The sequence below is a fragment of the Alistipes sp. ZOR0009 genome (genome assembly GCF_000798815.1).
Taxonomy (GTDB): Bacteria; Bacteroidota; Bacteroidia; order Bacteroidales; family ZOR0009; genus Acetobacteroides.
On the sequence record NZ_JTLD01000010.1, the window covers coordinates 16,607 to 40,420 of the forward strand.

Below are 23,814 nucleotides of genomic sequence, written 5' to 3' on the forward strand. Positions count from 1 at the left end.
TACGCTCCTGCACTGTTATCTGGTTAACATTAAAACTTGTTAAACTTTTAACAGCAGAAGTACAAAAAGAGCTCGTAGAGCTTTTAAGTGAAAAAAATTATTCATCTTTAGACTCAATAATAAAGTATATATAAGCCCGTCCAGATTTTATTGAAACAAATTAAACTCTATCAATAGATGGAACAGGCTGTCGTACATACACCTCACGACTACCTTCCGGTGGTCATTCAAGCGGTTGTTGCGCTTGGATTCGTTTTAACAACTCTTTTTGTAACCCACTACTTAGGGCCTCGCCGAAAAACCGAACGCAAGCTCAACAACTTTGAGTGCGGTATCGATCAGGTTGGCAACGCCCGCAACCGCTACTCGGTTAAGTACTTCTTGGTGGCAATACTATTCGTGCTATTCGATGTAGAAGTGATCTTTATGTACCCTTGGGCCGTTAACTTCAGGGAGCTAGGTGCCTACGGACTATGGGAGATGGTCACCTTCATCATCATTTTCCTAGCCGGCTTTTACTACGTGCTGCTCCGTGGAGCCTTCAGCTGGGATAAGGATGCCAATCCCGATCAACCTGCAACAATTAAAGAATAAAATACCATGTCAGAGAAAGACAACAAGTCGCCGCTTTATACCCTCGACACCAGCGAGGATATAACTGGTAGAGGCTTTATGACCACCCGACTAGATCAGCTGGTTGGGCTAGCTCGTAAAAATTCGCTTTGGCCTCTTCCCTTTGCCACCTCGTGCTGCGGCATCGAATTTATGTCGACGATGGCGGCACATTACGACCTTGCCCGCTTTGGGATGGAGCGCCTGAGCTTTTCGCCGCGCCAAAGCGACATGCTAATGGTAATGGGAACCATCGCCAAAAAGATGGGCCCAGTGCTACAAGAGGTATACTCGCAGATGGCCGAACCCAGATGGGTCCTAGCCGTTGGCGCCTGCGCCTCTAGCGGTGGAATATTTGACACCTACAGCGTGCTTCAGGGGATAGATAAGGTTATTCCGGTAGACGTTTACGTGCCCGGATGCCCTCCTCGCCCAGAGCAAATTATCGATGGGGTGATGAAAATACAGGAGCTGGCGCACAAGCACGAGCCTCTTCGCCGCCGAAATCTTCCCGAATACCAAGAGCTGCTGGCTAAATACGGAATAGAATAATGTACACAGTAGATAAAAACCTTCTGAATACGGTTAACGACAACCTTACAAAGGCGTTTGGGGAAGCAGCCATCTCGATGGAAATTGTAGGCGACATGCCCCAGCTTGTTATTGCCAAAAGTAAAATTGCCGATGTCTTATCCTTCCTAAAAGATAGAGAAGGATTTTGCTTTTTAACCGACCTGTGCGGCGTGCACTACCCCAACCAGGAGCAGTCGTTTGCCGTTGTATACCATCTGCACAACTTCGCAAAAAACCTGCGCATCCGCCTTAAGGTGTTTGCCAGCGATGCCGATATCGAAGTTCCATCGGCTACCTCCGTGTTTAGCGCCGCCAACTGGATGGAGCGCGAAACCTTCGACTTTTACGGCATCCGATTCGTGGGCCATCCCAACCTTACCCGGATACTAAATATGGAGGATATGGACTACCACCCCATGCGCAAGGAGTACCCGCTAGAGGACGACACCCGCACCGATAAGGATGACGCCATGTTTGGCCGCTAGCCATCAACCACTAAGAAAGGAGCAAAGATGAAACAAGATACACACAGCAACCCGCTGCTGGACGACAAGGTGCAGGCCGAACAGCACGACTTCAATACGCTGAACCTAGGCCCCACCCACCCCGCCACGCACGGCATCTTCCAAAACGTGCTTACCATGGATGGCGAGTACATTGTGGACGCTAAGCAAACCGTTGGCTACATCCATCGTGCCTTCGAAAAGATTGCCGAGCGACGTACCTTCTACCAGATAACCCCGCTCACCGACCGCCTCAACTACTGCTCGGCCCCCATCAACAACATGGGCTGGCACATGACCGTTGAGAAGCTGCTGGGCATTGAGCTTCCTAAAAGAATAGAGTACCTCCGCGTCATCATCATGGAGATATCGCGCATTGCCGACCACCTGGTGTGCAACTCGGTTATCGGCGTAGATACCGGCGCCCTTACCCCCTTTACCTACATCTACCAAGCTCGCGAGTGGGCCTACGAGGTGTTTGAGGAGATTGGCGGCGCCCGTATGACCACCCACCTCGGCCGTATTGGCGGATTTGAGCGCAACTTTAGCGACCGCGCTTGGGCAAAGATCAGCTTCTTTATGGAAAACTTTCCGCCCATGCTCAAAGAGTTCGAAAAGCTGCTGATGCGCAACCGCATCTTTATGGATAGAACCATTGGCACTGGCGCCATAACCGCCGAACGCGCCATCAGCTACGGCTTCACGGGACCAAACCTACGAGCCACAGGCGTTGACTACGACGTCCGCGTGATGAATCCCTACTCCTCGTACCAAGATTTCGACTTCGTGGTACCGGTAGGACAGTCGGGAGACACCTACGACCGCTTTATGGTGCGCGAGGAGGAGATGTGGCAAAGCCTAAGCATCATTCGGCAGGCCATCGATAAGCTCAACGCCATGAGCGACAAGGAAACCTTCCGCGTGGATGTACCCCAGTTTGTGATGCCTCCCAAAGAGAAGGTGTACAACAACATGGAGGCGCTGATTTACCACTTTAAAAACGTGATGGGCGAAATACAGGTACCCACCACCGAAATCTACCATTCGGTAGAGGGTGGCAACGGCGAGCTGGGCTTCTACCTCATCGCCGACGGTACGCGCACCCCCTACCGGCTACACTTCCGCCGCCCCTGCTTCATCTACTACCAGGCATACCCTGAGATGGTTAAGGGAGGATTGCTATCGGATGCCATCATTACGATGAGCAGCATGAACGTAATTGCCGGCGAGCTGGACGCCTAGCCCTCGAGGCGCCGCTCCAGCCAACCCAAGCCGTTAGGCCTGCCAAGCAAGCTCCCTACGCAGATTCCTTGCTCGGCCACCGCCAAAGGCAACCCCCAAGCAATGCACCCCAAGGCCTCTGCAACGAGCCTCGGCCGCAAAACAAGAGGAGCCAGCGCTCGCGAAACCAACGTTAAAGCAAATGCCCCGCATGCTAAAATGAAAACGATGGACGCTAAAACAGATAAGATGCCCGCTAAGGCAGGCGCAATGGCTTCGAAAGCAAAACCGGAGCGCCCCAAAGCCAGCGCGATTCCTTCTGAAACGACCGCGATGGCCGCTAAACCAAAAATGGTGGACGCTAAAGTAAGCGGGATCATAGCTAAAGCTAATACGGTGGACGCTAAAGCTAATGGGGTCACAACAAAAGCTAATGGGGCGAGTGCTAAAGCTAATGGGATTGCCACTAAAACAAATGGGGTGGCTGCTAAAGCGAATGGGATCGGAACGAAAGCTAATGCGGTGGGTGCTAAAACGAATGGGATGCCCGCTAAAACGAATGCGGTGAATGCCAAAGTAAACGGGATGAGCGCCAAAACAAGCGCGGTGGGCGCTAGCGCAGGCATAGCCAAGGCTAAAGCCGGAGCGGTATCCCCCAGCCCAAAAGCGGAGCGCCCTGCACCTGGCGTAGCAGCACGGCGCAGCGGAGCAATCAGCCGCAGCAGCAGCGCGCCGCCATCGGTTGGCAGGTAGAGCAGGCATCGTAAGCCGGAAGTATAGAACGAAATAAAGATAAAACAGACAAAAATGAGCGATATACAACAACCAAGGTTCTCGGCAGAGTCGTTGGAGCTGGTCGAGAAAATCAAAAAGCGCTACCCCGAGGGCAAGCAGCGCTCGGCGCTTCTGCCCGTGCTGCATATAGCCCAAGCCGAGTTTGGGGGCTGGCTCAGCGCCGAGGTAATGGACTACGTAGCCTCTCTGCTCGACCTTAAGCCAATAGAGGTGTATGAGGTAGCCACCTTTTACACCATGTACAACCTCGAACCGGTGGGCAACTGCGTCATCGAGGTGTGCCAAACGGGTCCCTGCCAGCTCAAAGGAGCCGGGGAGATCATCCGACACTTCGAAAGCAAGCTCGGAATAAAAGTGGGCGAAACCACCCCCGACGGGAAGTTTACCCTACGCGGCGTGGAGTGCCTTGCCGCCTGCGGGACGGCCCCCGTTATGAAAGTGGGCTGGACCTACCACGAAAACTTATCGACCGAAAAGGTTGACGAGTTCCTCGCCGAGCAGCTGCAATCGGGCCAATCATCGCATGTTAATCCATATCAATAAAGGGAACATGGTAAAAATACTAACGGAGCATATCAGCAACCCCAACCTCCACCAGATAGACGAGTACATGCGCCTTGGCGGATACCGCTCGGTGGAGAAGGCGATTACCACCATGTCGCCCGACGAAGTGGTGGAGGAGGTTAAGAAATCGGGCTTACGCGGACGTGGCGGCGCCGGATTCCCCACAGGAATGAAGTGGAGCTTCATCGACAAGAAGTCGGGCAACCCACGCTACCTGGTTTGCAATGCCGACGAGGGCGAACCCGGAACCTTTAAGGACCGCTACCTGATGCAGCGGAACCCCCACGCGCTAATCGAGGGGATGATCGCATCGAGCTACGCGCTTGGCGCCAACACCGCCTACATCTACATCAGAGGAGAGCTCTACTACGTAATTCGAATCTTGGAGAAAGCCATAGAGGAGGCCTACGCCAAAGGCTTCTTGGGCAAGAATATAATGGGAAGGGGCTACGACCTCGACCTGTACTGCCAACCCGGAGGCGGTGCCTACATCTGCGGAGAAGAAACGGCGCTTATCGAAAGCCTTGAGGGCAAGCGCGGAAACCCGCGCCTTAAGCCGCCATTCCCTGCGGTATCGGGCCTGTACAGCTGCCCCACCGTTGTAAACAACGTGGAGACGCTGGCTTCGGTACCTTGGATTGTCAACCACGGCGGCGACGAGTACGCCAAGATAGGGGTGGGTCGCAGCACCGGAACTAAGCTGATTTCGGCCAGCGGGCACATCAACAACCCCGGCGTTTACGAAATAGCCCTAGGATTGCCGGTCGAGGAGTTCATCTACTCCGACCAGTACTGCGGTGGCGTACTCCCTGGTCACGATATCAAGGCCGTCATTCCAGGCGGCTCGTCGGTGCCCATCCTCCCCAAGGAGCTCATGCTGAAAACGGCCAGCGGCGAACCCCGCCTGATGTCCTACGAATCGTTGGCCGAGGGAGGCTTCGAAACGGGGACGATGCTCGGATCGGGCGGCTTCATTGTAATGGACGAAACCTCGTGCATCGTGCGCAACACGCTCAACTTTGCCAGGTTCTACCACCACGAATCGTGCGGGCAATGCAGCCCATGCCGCGAGGGTACCAGCTGGCTCGAAAAAATACTGCACCGCCTCGAGTACGGAGGGGGAACAATGAAGGATATCGACCTGCTCGTTAGCGTGGCTAAGAATATAGAAGGAAAGACTATATGCCCGCTTGGCGATGCCGCCGCGTGGCCCGTAGCCAGCGCCATCCGCCACTTTAGGCACGAGTTTGAGGAGCACGTCCGTAACAACGGATGCACATTCCATAACCACTAGAAGGTAGACGAAGATGATAAAGCTAACCATAGACAACATCGAGGTAGAGGTGGAGCCAGGAACAACCATCCTGAACGCTGCCCGCAAGATTGGGGGGAAGGTAGTACCTCCTGCGATGTGCTACAACTCAAAAATAAGCTGTACCGGAGGCAAATGCCGCGTGTGCCTCGTAAAGGTAACCAAGGGCAGCGCCGCCGATCCGCGCCCCATGCCAAAGCTGGTAGCCTCGTGCTCCACCGCGGCGCAAGACGGGATGGTGGTGGAGAACATCACCTCGCCCGAGGTGGTGGAAGCCCGTAAAGGGATCGTGGAATTTCTGCTGCTAAACCACCCGCTCGACTGTCCGATATGCGACCAAGCCGGCGAGTGCGACCTGCAGGATTTGGCGATGGGCTACGGATCGGCCGAGACTCGTACCGAGGAGACCCGCAACACCCACCACGAAACCGACCTCGGCCCCTACATCAAGCTTAACAAGAACCGCTGCATCCTGTGCTACCGCTGCGTACATTTGGCCAACCAAATTACCGATCAGCGCAGCCATGGCGTGCTCTTCCGCGGCGACCATGCAGAAATATCGACCTACGTAAACATGGCGCTGGATAACGAATTTATTGGGAACATCATCGATGTGTGCCCGGTAGGTGCGCTTACCGACAAAACCTTCCGCTTTAAAAGCCGCGTGTGGTTTACCAAGCCATACGACGCACACCGCGCCTGCCCTACCTGCTCGGGAAAGGTAGTGCTGTGGATGAAAGGCCAGGAGGTGCTTCGCGTCAGCGCTCCGAAGGATCAGTTCGGCGAAACGGAGCACTTCATCTGCAACGAATGCCGATTCGAAAAGAAGGATGTGGCCGACTGGACCATAGAAGGACCTCGAAACGTAGAGCGCTCTTCCGTAATATCCACAAACCTGTACGTAAACATCGACAAACTGAAAAAATAGAGCTGCGATGGAACTATACGAACTCATATTTAAGGCAGCCCTGGTGGTGATTATCTTCCTGATATCGCTCGTTGTTGCCATGTACGCTACCTACGGCGAGCGCAAGGTGGCTGCCGTAATGCAAGACCGCCGCGGACCAAACCGCGCTGGCCCGTTTGGCCTGCTACAGCCCGTTGCCGATGGGGTAAAGATGTTTATGAAGGAGGAGATCATCCCCCTTATGGCCAACAAGTGGCTCTTTATCCTTGGCCCTGGTATTGCCATGTTTACCGCGTGTATGACCAGCGCCGTAATTCCATGGGGAGGCAACCTCGAGATTATGGGAAGAACCTACACCCTGCAGGTTGCCGACCTCAACATCGGGATCCTATACATCTTTGCCATGGTCTCCATTGGGGTTTACGGTATTATGATTGGAGGATGGGCGTCGAACAACAAGTTCTCGCTGCTGGGCTCTATCCGCGCCGCGTCGCAGATGATTAGCTACGAGCTGGCCATGGGGCTAGCCATCGTTGCCGTCATCATGCTCAACGACTCGCTCAGCCTAACCGATATTGTCAACCACCAAAAAAACTTCCACTGGAACGTATTCTACCAGCCGTTGGGCTTCATCATCTTTATGACTACCGCCCTTGCGGAGTGTAACCGCGCGCCCTTCGACCTGCCCGAGTGCGAATCGGAACTCATCGGCGGCTACCATACCGAGTACAGCTCCATGAAGTTGGGCTTCTACCTATTTGCGGAGTACATCAACATGTTTGTAAGCTCTGCGGTAATAGCCACCCTCTACTTTGGAGGCTACGATATCCCCTTCGCCGAGAGCTTGGGCCTATCGGGCAACCTGCTAACCCTGCTGGGAACGGCCTTCCTGTTTGCCAAAATACTATTCTTCATATTCTTTTTTATGTGGATTAGATGGACGCTCCCCCGCTTCCGCTACGACCAGCTCCTGAGCTTGGGCTGGAAGGTGCTGGTTCCGCTGGCAGTCCTCAACATGCTAATAACAGGGTTGGTTATCACCTACTTTTAATTCAGGAGATCTACTATGGAGAAATTGACAAATAGGAGCAAGCAGGTATCCAACAAAAAAATGACCTTCGCCGAAAAGATATACCTCCCTGCCATCATCAAAGGGTTGGGAATAACCTTCGGGCACATCTTTAAGAAAAAGGCCACCATCTGCTACCCCGAACAGGAGAGAGAGTTTAGCCCTGTTTACCGAGGGATGCACGTGCTTAAGCTCGATGACCAAGGCCGCGAACGCTGCACCGCCTGCGGGCTATGCGCATTGGCCTGCCCCGCCGAGGCTATTACCATGACCGCGGCAGAGCGCAAACCGGGCGAAGAAAAGCAGTACCGAGAAGAAAAGTATGCGGCCGTTTACGAAATCAACATGCTGCGATGCATCTACTGCGGCCTATGCGAAGACGCCTGCCCCAAGGAGGCCATCTTCCTTACCGACCGCATCGTTCCCTCCGAATACAAGCGCAAGTCGTTTGTGTACGGCAAAGACATTCTTGTCGAAAAGCCCGATCAGCGCGTCGACGTGTCGAAGCGCCAAACCGAGGCGGTACGAAAGTTTAAGATGGATAAACGATTTAAGCATAACCAGTGAGAGATAAGCGGTGCCGAATGAGGTATGGAACCGGCGAAATTCAAAATCGCAGCACGCATACCACCGTACGCACGCCTCATATAAAAAACTTAAACGCATGAACTATATATTTTACATCTTAGCCGCCATTGCAGTGCTATCGGGAGTGGGAGTCGTTGTGGCCAAAAACCCGATAAACAGCGTGCTGATGCTGATAGTTACCTTTCTAACAATCGCAGGCCAGTACATTCTGCTCAACGCGCAGTTCTTGGCGGTGGTACACATCATCGTATACATGGGAGCCATAATGGTGCTATTCGTCTTTGTCATCATGCTGCTAAACCTCAATAAGAGCAAGGAGCACTTCCACAAGCTAATGATAAAAGTAGCCGCAACGCTCTCGGCGGGCATGCTCTTTTTGGTGATGCTTGCCGCCGCATCCAAGGTGATGCTTACGGCACCAGCCGCTCCGCTTTCTGGAGACATGGGGCTAGTTCGCAACCTTGGCCTGGTGCTATTCCGCGACTACCTATTCCCATTCGAAACCGCCTCCGTACTATTCCTTTCGGCAATGGTTGGTGCAGTCGTACTGGGTAAACGTGAACCTAAACAGGCTTAATAATGGATAAGATAACAAGCGCAATACAGCTAATACCAATAGGGCATTACATCATCTTAAGCCTTGCCCTTTTCTGCATTGGGGTTATGGGCGTTCTATTCCGTAAGAATGCCATCGTCATTCTTATGAGCATAGAGCTTATGCTCAACTCCATCAACCTGCTGCTTGCGGCATTTTCGGCCTACCATGCCGACCCAAGCGGACAGATATTCGTATTCTTCATTATGGTGGTGGCAGCAGCCGAAGTGGCCGTGGGGCTATCGATACTTGTAACGATGAGCCGCAACAACAACTCGGTAGACATTGATCTGCTTAAACGCCTAAAAGGTTAAACTAAAAATCGGAACAGAAGCTATGGCACAAAGTATTGCTTGGATTATTCCCGTCCTCCCGCTGCTTGGATTTTTAGGCATATACCTATTCAGGTTTAAGCTATCATCCAAAGTGGCTGGTTCCATTGCCTCGGCAATGGTGCTCATCCCCTTCCTCATCAGCCTTGGGCTATTCTTTAGCGTTGATGGAAAGGTAACCGTCCACCTGTTCGACTGGATTAAAGCTGGCTCAATCAGCGTTCCTTTCGACTTCTTTATCGACCCGCTATCGATCGCCATGATGCTCATTGTAACGGGCGTTGGATTCCTGATCCACGTCTACTCCATTGGCTACATGGGCCACGACGAGAATGCGAATACCTTCTTCTCATACCTCAACCTGTTCATCTTCTTTATGCTGATGCTGGTTATGGGTGCCAACTACGTAATTCTATTCATTGGCTGGGAAGGCGTAGGCCTCTGCTCGTACCTGCTTATCGGATTCTGGCATAAAAACACCGAGTACAACAACGCTGCCCGCAAGGCATTTGTGATGAACCGCATTGGAGACCTCGGTTTTCTGCTAGGCATCATACTGCTATTTTTCACCTTTGGCACCGCAACCTTCACCGAGGTGTTTGCCAACGCCAGCACACTGGGAGCAGGAAGCACCACCATTACCCTTATCACCATCCTTCTTCTGATTGGTGCCATGGGTAAAAGTGCGCAAATTCCGCTCTTCACCTGGCTACCCGATGCAATGGCTGGTCCCACCCCGGTTTCGGCGCTCATCCATGCCGCAACCATGGTAACAGCCGGTATCTACCTCATTGCGCGCAGCAGCATCCTCTACTCGCTAGCCCCAATAACCATGGATATTGTAATGATTGTCGGTTTAACCACCGCCGTTATTGCAGCAACCATCGGCATCTTCCAAAACGACATCAAGAAGGTGCTGGCCTACTCCACCGTTAGCCAGCTGGGATATATGTTCTTTGCCTTAGGATTGGGTGCCTTCTCGGCAGCCATGTTCCATGTAACCACCCACGCCTTCTTTAAGGCGCTGCTATTCCTTGGTGCTGGTAGCGTAATCCATGCGCTGGGTGGCGAGCAGGATATTCGCAAAATGGGTGGCTTAAGGAAAGGTATCCCTGCCACCTACATCACCTTCCTTATTGGTACGTTGGCCATCTCCGGAATTCCGCCTTTGGCCGGATTCTTCTCCAAAGATGCCATACTTGCGGCCGCATTCGAGCACAGCCCGCTCCTTTGGGGGTTAGGCGTTGCCACGGCTTTTGTAACCTGCTTCTACATGTTCCGCCTGCTGTTCCTTACCTTCTTTGGAGAGTTTAGAGGAACCGCTGAGCAGAAGCACCACCTGCACGAGTCGCCCAAGGTGATGACCGTTCCGCTAATGGTGCTTGCAGCCCTATCGGTGGCTGGCGGATTTTTGGATATACCCGCCATATTCGGTGGTAGCGAAAAATTTACCAGCTACCTTAAACCGTCGCTAGGAGGACAAAACTTCGAACCAGCAGCGGTTGAGCACACCACCGAGCTGCTCACCATGTTTCTTCCGGTGCTGATACTGGCTGCCATCATCCTTATTGCCTACAAGGTTTACGTTGGCAAAAAAGAGATTCCTGCCGACGATACCACACCTCGAAGAGGCATTGCCAAGCTAATGTACCACAAGTACTACTTCGACGAGGTGTACAGCTACCTGTTCGTAAAACCTTACAATTGGCTTTCCGAAACAGCCCTTGCATGGTTCGATGGCAACGTAATAGACGGCATTGTCAACGGAGTTGGGGCAATGATGGTACGCTGCGGTGCGCTGGTGCGTAGGGTGCAGAGCGGAAGCGTAAGCCTCTACCTCTACCTGATGGTGGCTGGCATTATCGCCATCTTCCTCTTTTTGTTGGTAGGCTAACCTGATGTAAAATTTATTTAAAAAAGATATATGCTAACAGTACTACTCATACTTCTTCCTTTTGTTGCTGGGGCGGTAGCCTTAGGCTTAAAGGACGAAATGAAGGTAAAAAGAGCATCGCTGGCCATGTCGGTAGCCATACTGGCAGTAACGGCCGCAACGCTGGCCCTCTACTACGGCACCCCGATGCTTAGCATCAACAAGGTATGGATTGCGGCCATCAACGCCCACCTACACTTGGGGATGGATGGCATCAGCGCTACAATGGTGCTGCTTACCACCGGGCTTATGCCCTTTATCCTCTCGGCCAAAGATGGCGAGCTGAAGCGGGCAAACGTATTCTACGCGCTGCTCTTCTTTGCACAGGGAGCCATACTGGGGGTATTCACCGCCCTAGACAGCTTCCTCTTCTACATCTTCTGGGAGCTATCGCTCATTCCCGTTTACTTCCTGGTGCTGCTATGGGGCGGCGAGGGCAGCCGCAAGGTAACCCTCAAGTTCTTTATCTACACCGCAGCAGGAAGCTTGCTAATGCTGGTTGCCAACATCTACATATTCCTCTACTCATCGAGCCACTCGTTCGACCTAGCAGGAATGTACAACCAGCACCTGCCGCTAGCCGACCAAAGCTGGCTATTCTGGATGATCTTTGTGGCCTTCGCCATAAAGGCCCCCGTATTTCCGCTGCACACCTGGATGCCCGCCACCTACACCAAGGCCCCCATGAAGGCCACCATGCTGCTATCGGCCATCATGTCTAAGATGGGAATTTACGGTATGATGCGCTGGCTGCTGCCCCTTGTTCCGCAGGGAGCCGCACAGTGGGGTAGCACGGTAATGGTGCTCGCCATTATAGGCGTTGTGTACGCCTCCATCATCACCCTTAAGCAAAAGGATCTGAAAACCTTTTCGGCCTACACCTCCATGGCCCACATCGCCATGATTGTGGCCGGACTATTTGCCTTTAACCTGGTTGGCATGCAGGGCGTAATGTTTCAGATGGTTGCCCACGGGATAAACGTGGTGGGGCTGCTGTACATCATCAACATCATGGAAACGGAGGGAGGAAGCCGCCTTACCAGCGACTTTGGAGGTATCCGAAGCGCAGCGCCTCGCCTATCCTCGCTCTTCATGATTGTCACCTTTGGGGTGGTAGCGCTTCCGCTAACCAACGGCTTTGTAGGCGAGTTTTTGCTGATATCCGGAATCTTTAAGTACAGCATCTGGATGGCTGCCATTGGTGGGCTATCCATCATTATGGGGGCAATCTACATGCTATACCTGTTCCAAAAAACCATGCTTGGCGCCGCTGGGCCGCTTTCGGCAAAGGTGGTAGATATTAAGGGATGCTCGATGGTGGCGCTATCGGCCATCGCCCTCCTTATTGTGGTAATGGGCGTGATGCCCCAGCCAGCGCTCGATGCCACCGCATCGGCAGTAGGCGGCATCCTATCCTTCCTTAACATCTAACCCAAAACCAAACAAAATGGAACCACTAATTTCCCTTACCATATTCGGCATAGCGCTTATCTATACCGAAGTTGCGAAAAATAAAAAGAGGCTGCAGGCACCAATTGCCCTCGTAGGCCTGCTGGTAACGCTTGGCCTCACCGCCATGAGCTGGGGCCACCCCACCACCTACTTCAACCAGCTTTGCGTGGTGCACGATTTTGCCACCGCGTTTAACCTGGCCATGCTGGGCAGCATGGTGCTCATTTTAGGCGTAGGCTGCTACTACTACAACGACGTAGAGGAGCATGTGGGCGAAATTTACGGGCTGATGCTCTTCGCGATATTCGGAGGATACCTCATTACAGGCTACTCGAGCCTCATCATGCTGTACCTCGGCATCGAAACGCTCTCCATACCGCTGTACGTGCTGGCCGGTAGCCGCAAGCTGTCGTACCGATCCAACGAGGCATCGTTTAAGTACTTTGTTATGGGTGGATTTGCCTCGGCGCTGCTGCTGCTGGGCGTTGCCCTCGTGTACGGAGCTGCAGGCTCCTTCAGCCTAGAGGCCATCAACGCCTACCTGCTTACGAGCGCCTCCATCCCCTCCATCCTACCAATGGGGGTGGTGCTAATCCTCATTGGATTCCTATTTAAGGTGGCCGCCATGCCGTTCCACTTCTGGGCGCCCGACGTATACGACGGCTCGCCAACGCTGGTAACCGCCTTTATGGCAACCGTAGTTAAGATGGCCGTGTTTGCCGCCTTCTACCTGCTGTTCGATAGGGCGCTTATCATGATGGCTGGCCTATGGCAGCCCATCATCTGGGGAGCAGCGCTGCTAACGCTCGTTGGCAGCAACGTAATTGCTCTAAACCAAAGCAGCGTAAAGCGCCTATTGGCCTACGCCAGCATATCGAGCTCCGGATTTTTGCTGCTGCCCATACTGGCCGGCAACGGACTTTCGGCCTCGGCCCTACTCTACTACCTGGTAACCTACGCCCTAGCGGCCATTCCCGCGTTTGCCGTGCTTACGGCCATCCGCAAAACCAGCAACGGCGACGACTCGCTCGACGCCTTTAACGGGCTGGTAAGGCGCAGCCCGCTGGTGGCCTTTACCTTTGCCGTAGCGCTACTCTCGCTGGCAGGAATCCCCATCACCGGCGGCTTCTTCGGCAAGTACTTCATCTTCCTAACCGCCATCAACAGCGGGTTTGTATGGATTACCGTTGCCGCCGTTGCGGCAGCGCTGCTGGGCATCTACTACTTCTTCCGCGTACTGAACCGCGTATTTTTGAGGGAAGGCGATGCCGCTCCCATCGTGGTTAGCGGCAGCATGAAGCTGGTGCTGGTGGCCTCGGCCATCCTAACCATCGTGCTTGGGCTAGCACCTGGACTTATTGTAGGACTCATTTGATAGCCGCACGCTACGACCATACACCCAATCGGGCGGGAGCTAATCCCGCCCGATTTTGTATTTATAACGGAAAGCGTCGACCAAGCTGGTGGCTATGGCGCATCTTCGAGCGGGGTCGTCGATGCTTTTAGTATCCCCATCGACCAAAAAAGTATCGGCATCGACCAAATTTGCATACCCATCGACCCTTTTTGCATCGGCAACCATTCAAAAAAAACGGGAATCCGGCAGCATGCTGAGTTGGAAGTGTAAAATCGCTCCGCTTAACAAATTTCCATGTAGCAGTCGGGCGTTTTATTGTTATCTATTCATTTGCAAGGTTTACGACTCCTTTACCCTTTGAAAAATGAAATAAAACTAAGAAAATACAAAAATTCACTTTCTATTGGCCAACCTTAACAAAGCCAGCAGTTCCTGCTCGCTATACGATGTCTTAAAGGGGTTGATGTTGAAAGGTACGTCGGGCTCGGGCTCCTTGAGGAACGCCATATTTTTGCCCTGAAAGGTTACATAGCCTCCTTCTCTTACAGAAATCCTAAACTTAACCTTGCTGTTGGGGAGGGCAAACTCGGCTGGATAAACGTACATGGGGTTGGCAGATCCGCTCTTATCGCCAAGAATCTTTCCCACCTTGGCAAATCGAAATTGCCATGCGGCATCCGATCCTGATGAGCCGCAGCAACTGCTTAGCAGCATGTACACCTTGCCGCTGTAGCCGTTGGTCACGGCTGGTATTCTTGTGGTGCTGCTATCGATGTGCACTGCTCCTACCTTTAATTGTCGGTACTCTTTTACAGCGTCAGAAAGTTCCTTTGAGGGATGCTTGCCATTTCCCGTCTTCAGAAACTTAGTGGTTAAATCGCAAAGAGCTTTGTAGGTTGTAGGTGTAACGTTGATGCGGGAGTAAAAAGAGTACGTATATGCCCTGTGGCTAAGCTTATCAACCAAGTATCTGCCCCAAATGCTGCTGCCACCTTCGTTCCTAGAGTTGTCTATAAAGAGATGCTTGGCATTTCTCTTCTCAATTTGGATGAAGATACTGTCTATTTTCCCCTTAAAGGTGTCGTAATTTTGGGGACTACAGGTGTTGAAGTAGACTATTGCAATGCCTGATTTAGGGTAGATATCGCAACCGACCTCCTCCTTTTTGTTATTTAAGGGGATGTTACGGCACTGGCGGAAGAGATTATCTTGCTCGTTGGGGCCGTATTTATACCCTTTGATGGTAAAGGTTGTATCGGCATGGGAAAGCCTAGCCCTTATGACGTAGGGAGGCAGTATACCAAGGCGTACCAGCAGGATAGGAAAGAACCGCTCAACATTACCCCTACTCACAACATCTGGATCGGCATTAAGCATATGGTTCATCATACTGATAAGCTTATTGGTTGGATAGCCATTTATGCTGGTTACAGTATTTGTTGCGGGGAGTACGGTATTGTTTATGCTCAGCGTATGGTTGCTGTTAACCCTTACTATTGGAGGAAGAAGAAGCGTGTCACTTTCTCTGGTAATTAAGTAGGATGTTTCAATTGCGGAGTGCCCATCGAGCAGCCCGTTAAGTTTGCCCAACTCGTTGAGAAAATTCTCCTTCGATAGCCCCTTGTCGATCTTTTGAAGCAAAGCTGTTTTAATGGAGTCCACCTGCTTGGGCGTGGCCCGGCAGTAAGGGTTGGGGTGGGTTGCTAGGAAGCGCTTAAAGAAGTAGGTCACGTCTTCCTTCATTTGTACCTTAGTGATTGGATGCTGCTTTGGATGGCATCCAGCAACTATACACGCTAAAAAAATAGTAACAAAATAATTGCACCTAATACAATTGGTTCTCATAATCTTTATCATTATAAATTTATCCATTTCCCCCCGCTTGCCGCAGCCTACATCAGCGCACGAGGCTGGGCGAAGTCTAAGACTTCGACCTTGCTAAGTGTCAGCCACCAGCGCGCCATCCAAAAGTAGCAAAAAAGCAAAGCGCAGCTGTTAGGCGCTGCGCTTTTATGTGGCGGTGCAAGCTTACCGTTTAAATGCAGGCAAAATCTGCTACCATAGCCCCACGGCGGCACAGCCGACCGCCGAACGTGCGGCGATGGTCGGTTTGACTAAACGAAGCACCTTGCCATTCAGTTGGCAAGTGAATGCTAAAACCTTTCGAGTTGGAGATTCAATTGGCGAGTGAAAAGCAAAACGCTGCCGCATGGTGGCTGCGCAGCTCCGTGCTTTGAAGCGTATCTGCCGCGTCTATTGCGAGGAAAAAGCGGGTAGCCTAATCGAACAGCTCGTGCACCACGGCTAGCGACTTTATTTCGATGGTGCCGCCAAAGTGGTGGGAGTAGAATTCGAGCATTTTACCAATAAACTCGCGCCGCTCGTCGCGGCTCATTTTTATACGGCTTAGCTCCAGGAGGCTCGAGTAGTAGAGCTGCTCGAAGCAGCGCGAAAGGTGGCGCTTCATGTAAAAGGGGTGCTTGGGCTCGATGGGGGTAAAATGGCCCGTCTTGAGATCGAAGAACGAGGGGGTTCCCTCCACCAAAAGCGTGGGCTGAAGCCCAAGGTACTTGGTTAGCTGCACCATGAGGTAGAGGTGAAAGTTGTACACCCCCTCCTCCATCACATCCAAGGCCAAGAAGGCCTGCTCGAGGTAGGCAAACAGCTCGCGGTTGGGATGCTCCTCGCGCAAAATTTTATACAGCAGCTCGCTAATAAAAAAGGCCAGCGAGCTTTTTATGGGGTTAAACGGGATGCTTTGGTAGGGGTAGGATAGCCGAAACTCCTTCACCTTCTGGATTTCGGCCTTGTTGTTTTGGTAAACGTTCATGTCTAAAAGAAAGAGGGGCTGCAATATGGCCGACTTGCCCCTGCTCTTCTCCTTGCGCACCCCGTTTATGAGGTACGACTTTCGCCCAAACTCGTTGGTATAAATATGGCAGATGAGGCTAGTCTCCTTAAACGGAAAGGTATTTAGTATGATGCCCTTGACTTTGTGCTCCATCTGCCAGTTCGATTAAAGGGTTGCTAGGAAATCTACCAGCTTGGCAACCGCGCGTCCTCGGTGGCTGATGGCGTTCTTGGCATCGAGCGGCATTTGGGCAAAACTCTCGGCAAAACCCTCGGGACGAAATATGGGGTCGTAGCCAAAACCTTTCTCCCCGTGGCGTTCGGTAAGGATGTCTCCATCTACGCGACCCTCGAAAAGATACTCCTTGCCTTCGATGATAAGCGCAATAACGGTACGGAAGCAGGCCTTACGGTTAGCTGTAGCGCCCAGGTTGGCCAGCACCTTGTCGATATTATCCTCCGAATTTTTCTGCTCGCCAGCGTAACGCGCCGAGTAAACACCGGGCTCGTTGTTAAGCGCCGCAATCTCCAGCCCGGTATCGTCGGCAAAGCAGCTATGACCGTACTTTTCGTAGATATAGCGGGCCTTCTGCAGGGCGTTCCCCTCTAGGGTTGGATAGTCTTCGGGAATCTCCTCGTTGATGTTAACCTGCGATAGCGTTAAGAGCTGAATGGCCTCGGGCAGCATCTTTTGAACTTCATCAACCTTATGCTGGTTGTTGGTGGCAAAAACAAGCTTCATGGTAGTGGTATTTATACCGTAAAAGTAAAAATAAGAAGCCTTAATCCGCCCACCCATTATGGATATTTGACAAACGCCCTTGGCAGAGTTGCCAAGAATCATAACAAACACAAATAATATGTAAAGCAACAGCAGGCTACGCGTTAGCTATTCAGCGGCAAAACATTAAAGGCAAACAGGCCTAAAAAAGGCTCAAAGGTTGATGCAGCAGTCTTTTAGAGGGCTGCTGCCGCCAGCACATTTAAGCCACATTAAGCGTATTGCTTTACAATTTGGCCGATGATCAAAACAATAGATCACATAAATTAAAAAACAAGTTATTTATTTGTGTTAATTTTCTTAATTAACTATATTAGCCCCGGTTTGCAAGCATATATTTTAGATCTATGAATAGTAATAATGGCTACATTCTTGTGCTTTGGGATCATTCGAACGAGGCGGTAACCTCCTTTCAGCATGCCCTCATGCTTGCTGAAAAGTCTAAGTTCGAAATTCTAATTGCAAGAATTCTAAAGAAAAGAAAGTTATTCGAATCACGAGAAACCTTCGAGAAGGAGGTGGTAGAGGAGCGTGAGTGTCTTAATAGGAAGGCCCTAGAGCTAGAGGCTAAGTTTGGCCTTTTGCCCAAAACGACCATTGCCTTGGGGAACTTCAAATCGGCAGTTAAAAAGCTTCTGGACGAGCATCACTGCTCGCTAATCGTATGCCCCGAGCATATCAGCATCCACAAGGGGTTAAAGGTTAACATCCTAAACGAGTTTTCGAGCTACGGCGAAATTGACATTCCGATTATCATAGCCAACAATGCGCCACGACAGGAGCACGAAACGCTGGAGGTTGTTGTGCCCATGGAGTACCACCCCGAATTCAAGGATACCATCGACTGGGTGATACTATTCTCGCGCAAATACCACTGCAACTTCGACTTTGTGAAACCCATACTAAGCGATGCGCAGCCCAAAAAGGAGCTTATCAACAACATCTACTTCACCAAGCAGGTGCTAGACAATAACGACATCGTGTACGGAATAAAAACGGCCAGCAAGATGAAGAGCTTCATCGACGACATTTACGATTTTGCCAACAAGATTGAGGCAAACTACATAATGTCCACCACGCTAAACTACCACGACTACCGCAAGAACCCGATGTTTGCAGAGATGCCGTTCATCTGCATCAACCCCCGTAAACGTAAATACCGTAGTTTTAACTAATAAAAAAGAGAGGCTTTCGCCTCTCTTCTGGTTTATAGGTTTTTCTTTGGATAGAGATCAAGCCACCAGCCATCTTCGCCCTTGAGGTACTTATCGAACCAAGCAAAAATGGTGTTATTCCAAGCAATGCGGGCCTTATACCCTGCAATGGTGTGATTTTCGCCCTCCACGGTCACAAATTCGGCCGTTTTACCAAGTATCTTCATTGCGGTAAACATCTGTATGCTCTCGCCGATGGGCACGTTGGTATCCACCTGTCCATGTAGAAACAGAATCGGCGTTTTAATCTTATCGGCGCTAAACAGCGGACTCTGCTTGATATACATCTCTGGATTATTCCAGGGATAGCTGTTGGCGCTAGCTCCCGCGCTGTAGGTATAGCCCCAGTAGCCTTCGCCCCAGTAGCTCGTAACATCGCTAATGCCGGCATGCGAAATGGCCGCAGCAAAGATATCCGTACGCGTTTGCAGGTACATGGTCATAAATCCACCATACGAAGCCCCAATACAGCCAACTTTTGCGGCATCGACAAAAGAGTGCTCCTTAATAAACTTCTGCGTTCCCTCTATAATCTCGTCAGCAGTTTTCTTTCCCCATGCATTCACGTGGCGAGCAGAAAACTCCTGCCCATAGCCAATGGCACCGCTAGGCTGAAGCACGTACACCACATAGCCCATTGCAGCATATAGGTGGAGCGGATAGCGACTTTCGAAAGTACGCTCCACTGGAGTTGTACCGCCATAGTAGTTAACGATAAGCGGATATTTCTTACTAGGATCGAAGTTAGGTGGTAAGTAGAAGCGGCCTTCAATAACGCTACCATCCTTTGCCTTAAAGTTCCAATCCTTCATCTCGCCCAAGCTTATTTGGGCCATCTTACTTTCCGAAGGGTTAGCCAGCAGCAGGGTCTTGTTGGCGGCAAAATCGTAGGCATAAGCAGAAGCAGGTGCATTCGACTTTTGTCCGAAGTAAACCAAAGACGAGCCAACCTTAGGAAGATCAAAGCTAGTAACCACATCGCAGCTGGTTGGAATAAGCGTATACTTTTTCCCCTTCACAGAGTAAGCGTACAAAAGGTTTCGATCGCCTTCACTTACCATCATTACGATAGTCTGGCCATCGCCACTCCAAACTGCATTGTCTATCGAAGGATTAAAATCTTTAGAAATAGGTTCTACGGCACCACTTGCAACGTTGTACAAAAAGGCCTGATTATCGTAGCTGTTGGCAATAGGAGATTTCTTTAGATTCAGCCCCACCTTGCTGAAGGCTTCGGGCCCGCCTAATGCAAGAATTGTCTTACCGTCGGGCGATAGCGAAACGGCGCCTACAAATTTTTGGTTCTTCCAAATCGTATCGACCTTATAGGTATCGGCATCTATCCTGTAAAAGCTAGAAGTCGAAAAAGGACGCTCGGTATAAATCTCGGTTTGAACGCCAACAAAAATCGACTTCGAATCATTAGATATACCATTTAAGTAGGTAGACTTATTTCCGTATGTTATACGTGAGTTAACGCCAGTTGATATATCGTACTTATATAGGAAAGATCTACTTCTCCATCCAGGTTGTCTATCTTCGGGAGAAACAATCTGCACCATAGGCCCCTTCTCCTCCACCTTCTCGTCATCCTCAACAGAATAAACAAAGTAGCTTTCGTTTGGAGCCCACTCAATGCCACTCTTTGCGGGAGAATTTGAGCACAACACCTTTTGAACACCGCTCTCCAAGTCGAGAACTAGCAACGAATTATCGTTAGCCGTATCAACCCAAAATAGACGGCTACCATTTGGCATCCAGCTCCCTTTAGCCGCATCGCTAGGCACCGTAACCTCACGGCCAGTAGCAACCTCATACATTTTTGAAGAGTAAGCAGCACGACCTGTAGATGGGTCGACCTTAGAGTAGGTGATTTTCACAAATTTACCAGAAGGGGAAATTGAAGTTCCTGCAACCTTAGTTCCCTCCAGCACATCGTTAATGGTGAGGATTCGTTTACCACCAGCCAACTCAACGCCTGTTTTTGGCGCATCGAGCGTAACGGCTACATAAGCAGAATCGAGCCCACCTTTAGGGATCAAGTACTTTACCAATACCTGATGCTGCATACGGGTAAGCTTTAGCTGCGCAGTTGCCGACTTAGCCTCTGCAGCTTTACCCTCTTGGGTAGATTTAGTAGCTTGCTTAACTCCATCTACATAAACTTCAAGCCTTAAAGGAGAAGTTACCTTAACTGAACCTTTAACAAAAGAGGTTGCATCTAAAAAGAAAAGAGCATAGCCCAGCTGAGGTTGTTCTGGCTTTGAGGAAAGTTCTATTTTCCCATCCTTAACATCGGCAGCATTCCACTGAGAAGCGGCCTTACCATTAAAGGCAAATACCTTTCCATCTACAAGAGCGTAAGTATCCTTACCTAACCCTGCATCAAGCACTTTGCCAACATCAAATACATCGCCCTTTACATTAGCAACGTTTGCAAACGCAGGCATGTTTACCGTATATGGACCGGCTAAAAACAGCTTTTCCACAGGTTTTGGCTGAGCAACAACAGCAACACCTGCACCAACAAGCAAAAAGATCGACAATGCAATCCCATTTGCCCATTTTTGTTTTGTGTTTATTAACATTATTAAGTCTTTTTATATTATATTTCGGTTCCTTTCAAACTAATACTACCAAATTCTAAAAACTAATGGCTAAAATTCGACACACCTTTCAAAAGCTGAGCCTAAAAGCAAAAATTAGATTCTACGTACTATCAATAACAGGACTAGTTTTGCTTGCAGTCTCCACCTACCTTGTTTTTTCGATCAATGAGATCTCGAAACGTTCGGCAATAGAACTCACCAACGAGATGGTACTAAACCACGCAAAAGACATAAATAAAAACATCAACAAAGACATTTCTTTTGCTTCATCAGTAGCATCTTCGGCCAAATTTTACTGCCATAACCTGAAAGCAGATAAAGATTCTTTGATGAGAATAATGCTAACAAGCCTACAACAAGACCATCCCAACTACAAAGCGGTTTGGCTAACACTCGAAGCCAGCGCTTTCGATCCTAAAAATAACCAAAACTTAGAAAGAAAGCTATTTTCGGCCGAGCAGATTAATGGGAAAATGGTTTACACGGTAGACTATAAGAAGATAGACGAAAATGAAACAGAAAACTTATACAATCAGCTCCGCCAAAATCCGAAAATAACGATACTAGATCCGTATATCGACCAGAGTTCTACCGGAAACAACCAGCTTGTAACCAGCGTAATTGCCCCAATATTTATAAATGGACGTTTTGCAGGAATTGCAGGCGTGGACTTTAACCTTAACTCCTACACCGAGCTAACCAGCAACATCGGTATTTACAAAAACAGCAAAGCTTTTCTTGCTGCATCAAACGGATATATTCTATCGCACACCGACAACTCTTTAGTCGGCAAAAATTTCGAGCAAGTTGGAGAAGATCCCAAAAAACAAGCAACCATACTCGACAAAATCACCAATGGGAAAAGCTACTCGAGCGACGAAGCAATAGACGGAAAAGCATACTACACCTACATCATCCCCATAACCATAACAGAAGGGAGTAAAAGCTGGGCCTTCGGATTATCAATCCCCAAAAAGGAGATATACCAACAGGCAAATCGGGTTTCCATGGTGGCTGCACTCCTATGCCTAATTGGCTTAGTAGTGGTAATTATTTCGGTAAACATATTCTCGAATAGACTAACCATACCACTCATTAAATTAACAAATTCCATAAAAAGGTTAGCAAAGGGAGAAATATCCGAAACAACACGAATGAGCAACTTTAGCGAAGACGAAATTGGTGAGATGGCCAACTCGGTAAATAGCCTCATTGATGGCCTTAATAAAACATCAACCTTTGCTGAAGAAATTGGAGCTGGTAATCTATCATCGGAATTCGAACCGCTTAGCGATAAAGATCATCTAGGACTATCGTTAATAGAAATGCGCCAAAACCTAGTTAAAAGTAAAGAGGAAGAGGTGAAGAGGAGAGGTGAAGAGGAGAAGCAAACATGGGCTACCCTTGGTGTTGCTCAATTCTCGGAGCTACTACGCGAAAACAACAACAGCATAAAAGAGCTCTCGTTTAGTATTATAAGCCAGCTGGTAAAATATCTAAACATTAACCAAGGAGGAATTTTCATTATTAACGACAATGATGAAAATGATGTACATCTTGAGATGACAGCTTGTTTTGCTTACGACCGCAGGAAGTTACATCATACTATATTTGAAACAACAGAAGGATTAGTTGGCCGATGTTTTTCGGAAAAAGAAACAGTTTATCTGCTAGAAATCCCTCAAGATTATATACACATCACCTCTGGACTAGGTGATAGCCGCCCAAGCTGCCTGGTGCTAGTGCCCCTAAAGCTGAACGAAACAGTAAGCGGAGTTATTGAGCTCGCAGCCCTAACCCCCATAGAAGAGTATAAGGTCCTTTTTGTAGAAAAAGTAGCAGAAAGCATCGCCTCCACAATATCCAACGTAAAAATAAACGTGCGAACCGCCGAGCTACTATCAAGAACCCAACAGCAGGCCGAAGAGATGGCTGCACAAGAGGAAGAGATGCGGCAAAATCTAGAGGAGTTAACATCCACCCAGGAAGAAATGGCACGAATTCAAAACGAACAAAGAATTATACAGGAGGAGCTATCAAAGGAGAAGTCGCTATTTGCCAACTTCTTGGCAGCAGTCCCAGACGCCATCTACTACAAAGACCTGCAAAGCAGATTCATTAAGGTTAGTAAGTCGCTAGTTGGCCTACACAAGGTTAGCAGCGAGCAAGACCTAATTGGTAAAACAGATTTTGACCTTTTCTCCGAAGAACATTCGATGCAAGCCTATAAGGATGAGCAGGAGATTATAAAAACGGGCCTAGGATTTTCGAATATGGAGGAGAAAGAGGTAATGAGGGATGGTTCCATATCGTGGGTATCAACCAGTAAGATGCCTCTTAGAGATTTGGATGGAAACATCATAGGAACATTTGGAATAACTAGAAACATTACCAAGGTAAAAGCGCTAGAGGAAACGCTCGCCGCCGAAAAACAGCAGAACGAGGAGCATCTAAGAAAAATTGAGAAGCTAACCCAAGAGCTGGAAGCTGCCAAAGGCAGCCAAGTAAATCCTTAACAACCGTAAAATAGTCCTATAACACACGATC

Annotated in this window: 21 protein-coding genes; 17 read left to right on the forward strand and 4 right to left on the reverse strand. The window is 49.9% G+C overall.

Going from position 1 to position 23,814, the window contains the following annotated elements:
• The first annotated feature begins 177 nt into the window (after positions 1-177).
• The 15 genes from L990_RS03315 to L990_RS03385 all read left to right on the forward strand — a co-directional run bounded on the left by L990_RS03315 (position 178) and on the right by L990_RS03385 (position 13,831).
• Complete coding sequence (locus tag L990_RS03315; protein WP_052180683.1) at positions 178-594, forward strand: NADH-quinone oxidoreductase subunit A; 417 nt, start codon at positions 178-180, stop codon at positions 592-594.
• A gap of 78 nt (positions 595-672) precedes the next feature.
• Positions 673-1,164, forward strand: a complete 492-nt coding sequence (locus L990_RS03320; protein WP_410488757.1) for an NADH-quinone oxidoreductase subunit B — start codon at positions 673-675, stop codon at positions 1,162-1,164.
• Positions 1,164-1,670, forward strand: a complete 507-nt coding sequence (locus L990_RS03325) for an NADH-quinone oxidoreductase subunit C (protein WP_047445534.1) — start codon at positions 1,164-1,166, stop codon at positions 1,668-1,670. The genes L990_RS03320 and L990_RS03325 overlap by 1 nt, the downstream gene beginning before the upstream one ends.
• Positions 1,671-1,697: 27 nt before the next feature.
• On the forward strand, positions 1,698-2,930 hold the full coding sequence (locus tag L990_RS03330) for an NADH-quinone oxidoreductase subunit D (RefSeq protein ID WP_047445535.1): 1,233 nt from the start codon (positions 1,698-1,700) through the stop codon (positions 2,928-2,930).
• A 207-nt stretch (positions 2,931-3,137) separates the two neighbouring features.
• Positions 3,138-3,662 carry a hypothetical protein gene (locus L990_RS03335; RefSeq protein WP_156121315.1) on the forward strand — a complete coding sequence of 175 codons (525 nt, stop codon included), beginning with the start codon at positions 3,138-3,140 and terminating at the stop codon, positions 3,660-3,662.
• A gap of 54 nt (positions 3,663-3,716) precedes the next feature.
• Complete coding sequence (gene nuoE, locus L990_RS03340) at positions 3,717-4,247, forward strand: complex I 24 kDa subunit family protein (protein ID WP_047445538.1); 531 nt, start codon at positions 3,717-3,719, stop codon at positions 4,245-4,247.
• Entirely contained in the window at positions 4,228-5,562 is a 1,335-nt protein-coding gene (nuoF, locus tag L990_RS03345; RefSeq protein WP_231562241.1) for an NADH-quinone oxidoreductase subunit NuoF, read from the forward strand. The genes nuoE and nuoF overlap by 20 nt, the downstream gene beginning before the upstream one ends.
• Positions 5,563-5,575: 13 nt before the next feature.
• Positions 5,576-6,508 carry a 2Fe-2S iron-sulfur cluster-binding protein gene (locus L990_RS03350; RefSeq protein WP_047445540.1) on the forward strand — a complete coding sequence of 311 codons (933 nt, stop codon included), beginning with the start codon at positions 5,576-5,578 and terminating at the stop codon, positions 6,506-6,508.
• Between the two features lie 7 nt (positions 6,509-6,515).
• The gene (gene nuoH, locus L990_RS03355; RefSeq protein WP_047445542.1) at positions 6,516-7,538 is read left to right on the forward strand and encodes an NADH-quinone oxidoreductase subunit NuoH; all 1,023 of its coding nucleotides are present in this window, start codon (positions 6,516-6,518) and stop codon (positions 7,536-7,538) included.
• 15 nt (positions 7,539-7,553) lie between these two features.
• Positions 7,554-8,123, forward strand: coding sequence for a NuoI/complex I 23 kDa subunit family protein (locus tag L990_RS03360; protein ID WP_047445544.1), 570 nt, complete (start codon positions 7,554-7,556; stop codon positions 8,121-8,123).
• Positions 8,124-8,220: 97 nt separating this feature from the next.
• Positions 8,221-8,721 (forward strand): NADH-quinone oxidoreductase subunit J, encoded by a 501-nt coding sequence (locus L990_RS03365; protein ID WP_047445547.1) that lies wholly within the window; start codon positions 8,221-8,223, stop codon positions 8,719-8,721.
• A gap of 2 nt (positions 8,722-8,723) precedes the next feature.
• Positions 8,724-9,053, forward strand: coding sequence for an NADH-quinone oxidoreductase subunit NuoK (gene nuoK, locus L990_RS03370; RefSeq protein ID WP_047445549.1), 330 nt, complete (start codon positions 8,724-8,726; stop codon positions 9,051-9,053).
• A gap of 22 nt (positions 9,054-9,075) precedes the next feature.
• On the forward strand, positions 9,076-10,965 hold the full coding sequence (gene nuoL, locus L990_RS03375) for an NADH-quinone oxidoreductase subunit L (protein WP_047445551.1): 1,890 nt from the start codon (positions 9,076-9,078) through the stop codon (positions 10,963-10,965).
• A 30-nt stretch (positions 10,966-10,995) separates the two neighbouring features.
• Positions 10,996-12,435 carry a NuoM family protein gene (locus L990_RS03380; protein WP_047445553.1) on the forward strand — a complete coding sequence of 480 codons (1,440 nt, stop codon included), beginning with the start codon at positions 10,996-10,998 and terminating at the stop codon, positions 12,433-12,435.
• Positions 12,436-12,451: 16 nt separating this feature from the next.
• Complete coding sequence (locus tag L990_RS03385) at positions 12,452-13,831, forward strand: NADH-quinone oxidoreductase subunit N (RefSeq protein ID WP_047445555.1); 1,380 nt, start codon at positions 12,452-12,454, stop codon at positions 13,829-13,831.
• A 375-nt stretch (positions 13,832-14,206) separates the two neighbouring features.
• On the opposite strand, the gene L990_RS03390 is transcribed toward L990_RS03385, so the two are convergent.
• The 3 genes from L990_RS03390 to L990_RS03400 form a co-directional block, all read right to left on the reverse strand.
• A complete protein-coding gene (locus L990_RS03390; protein WP_197057224.1) occupies positions 14,207-15,556 on the reverse strand; it encodes a S41 family peptidase in 1,350 nt (449 codons plus the stop codon).
• Positions 15,557-16,091: 535 nt separating this feature from the next.
• Positions 16,092-16,817: a DNA repair protein RecO gene (recO, locus tag L990_RS03395; RefSeq protein WP_047445558.1), complete on the reverse strand. Its 726-nt coding sequence runs from the start codon at positions 16,815-16,817 to the stop codon at positions 16,092-16,094.
• Positions 16,818-16,829: 12 nt separating this feature from the next.
• Complete coding sequence (locus L990_RS03400) at positions 16,830-17,405, reverse strand: non-canonical purine NTP diphosphatase (RefSeq protein ID WP_047445578.1); 576 nt, start codon at positions 17,403-17,405, stop codon at positions 16,830-16,832.
• Positions 17,406-17,791: 386 nt separating this feature from the next.
• On the opposite strand from L990_RS03400, the gene L990_RS03405 reads away from it, so the two are divergent.
• Positions 17,792-18,619: a universal stress protein gene (locus L990_RS03405; protein WP_047445560.1), complete on the forward strand. Its 828-nt coding sequence runs from the start codon at positions 17,792-17,794 to the stop codon at positions 18,617-18,619.
• A 32-nt stretch (positions 18,620-18,651) separates the two neighbouring features.
• Here the strand turns inward: L990_RS03405 and L990_RS03410 are convergent, their stop codons facing one another.
• Positions 18,652-21,246 carry an alpha/beta hydrolase family protein gene (locus L990_RS03410; protein WP_052180684.1) on the reverse strand — a complete coding sequence of 865 codons (2,595 nt, stop codon included), beginning with the start codon at positions 21,244-21,246 and terminating at the stop codon, positions 18,652-18,654.
• A gap of 65 nt (positions 21,247-21,311) precedes the next feature.
• Here L990_RS03410 and L990_RS19060 point away from each other — a divergent pair, with 65 nt between their 5' ends.
• Entirely contained in the window at positions 21,312-23,783 is a 2,472-nt protein-coding gene (locus tag L990_RS19060; protein WP_052180685.1) for a PAS domain S-box protein, read from the forward strand.
• Positions 23,784-23,814: the final 31 nt, after the last annotated feature.

Excerpts from the sequence above, each read along its gene's own strand:
- L990_RS03390 (WP_197057224.1), bottom strand. The coding sequence starts at position 15,556 with ATGAAGGAAGACGTGACCTACTTCTTTAAGCGCTTCCTAGCAACCCAC.
- nuoK (WP_047445549.1), top strand. The coding sequence starts at position 8,724 with ATGGATAAGATAACAAGCGCAATACAGCTAATACCAATAGGGCATTAC.
- L990_RS03350 (WP_047445540.1), top strand. The coding sequence starts at position 5,576 with ATGATAAAGCTAACCATAGACAACATCGAGGTAGAGGTGGAGCCAGGA.
- L990_RS03320 (WP_410488757.1), top strand. The coding sequence starts at position 673 with ATGACCACCCGACTAGATCAGCTGGTTGGGCTAGCTCGTAAAAATTCG.
- nuoF (WP_231562241.1), top strand. The coding sequence starts at position 4,228 with ATGTTAATCCATATCAATAAAGGGAACATGGTAAAAATACTAACGGAG.
- nuoH (WP_047445542.1), top strand. The coding sequence starts at position 6,516 with ATGGAACTATACGAACTCATATTTAAGGCAGCCCTGGTGGTGATTATC.
- L990_RS03365 (WP_047445547.1), top strand. The coding sequence starts at position 8,221 with ATGAACTATATATTTTACATCTTAGCCGCCATTGCAGTGCTATCGGGA.
- nuoL (WP_047445551.1), top strand. The coding sequence starts at position 9,076 with ATGGCACAAAGTATTGCTTGGATTATTCCCGTCCTCCCGCTGCTTGGA.
- L990_RS03385 (WP_047445555.1), top strand. The coding sequence starts at position 12,452 with ATGGAACCACTAATTTCCCTTACCATATTCGGCATAGCGCTTATCTAT.
- nuoE (WP_047445538.1), top strand. The coding sequence starts at position 3,717 with ATGAGCGATATACAACAACCAAGGTTCTCGGCAGAGTCGTTGGAGCTG.
- L990_RS03405 (WP_047445560.1), top strand. The coding sequence starts at position 17,792 with ATGAATAGTAATAATGGCTACATTCTTGTGCTTTGGGATCATTCGAAC.
- L990_RS03325 (WP_047445534.1), top strand. The coding sequence starts at position 1,164 with ATGTACACAGTAGATAAAAACCTTCTGAATACGGTTAACGACAACCTT.
- L990_RS03380 (WP_047445553.1), top strand. The coding sequence starts at position 10,996 with ATGCTAACAGTACTACTCATACTTCTTCCTTTTGTTGCTGGGGCGGTA.
- recO (WP_047445558.1), bottom strand. The coding sequence starts at position 16,817 with ATGGAGCACAAAGTCAAGGGCATCATACTAAATACCTTTCCGTTTAAG.
- L990_RS03315 (WP_052180683.1), top strand. The coding sequence starts at position 178 with ATGGAACAGGCTGTCGTACATACACCTCACGACTACCTTCCGGTGGTC.
- L990_RS03410 (WP_052180684.1), bottom strand. The coding sequence starts at position 21,246 with ATGTTAATAAACACAAAACAAAAATGGGCAAATGGGATTGCATTGTCG.
- L990_RS03400 (WP_047445578.1), bottom strand. The coding sequence starts at position 17,405 with ATGAAGCTTGTTTTTGCCACCAACAACCAGCATAAGGTTGATGAAGTT.
- L990_RS03360 (WP_047445544.1), top strand. The coding sequence starts at position 7,554 with ATGGAGAAATTGACAAATAGGAGCAAGCAGGTATCCAACAAAAAAATG.
- L990_RS19060 (WP_052180685.1), top strand. The coding sequence starts at position 21,312 with ATGGCTAAAATTCGACACACCTTTCAAAAGCTGAGCCTAAAAGCAAAA.
- L990_RS03330 (WP_047445535.1), top strand. The coding sequence starts at position 1,698 with ATGAAACAAGATACACACAGCAACCCGCTGCTGGACGACAAGGTGCAG.
- L990_RS03335 (WP_156121315.1), top strand. The coding sequence starts at position 3,138 with ATGGACGCTAAAACAGATAAGATGCCCGCTAAGGCAGGCGCAATGGCT.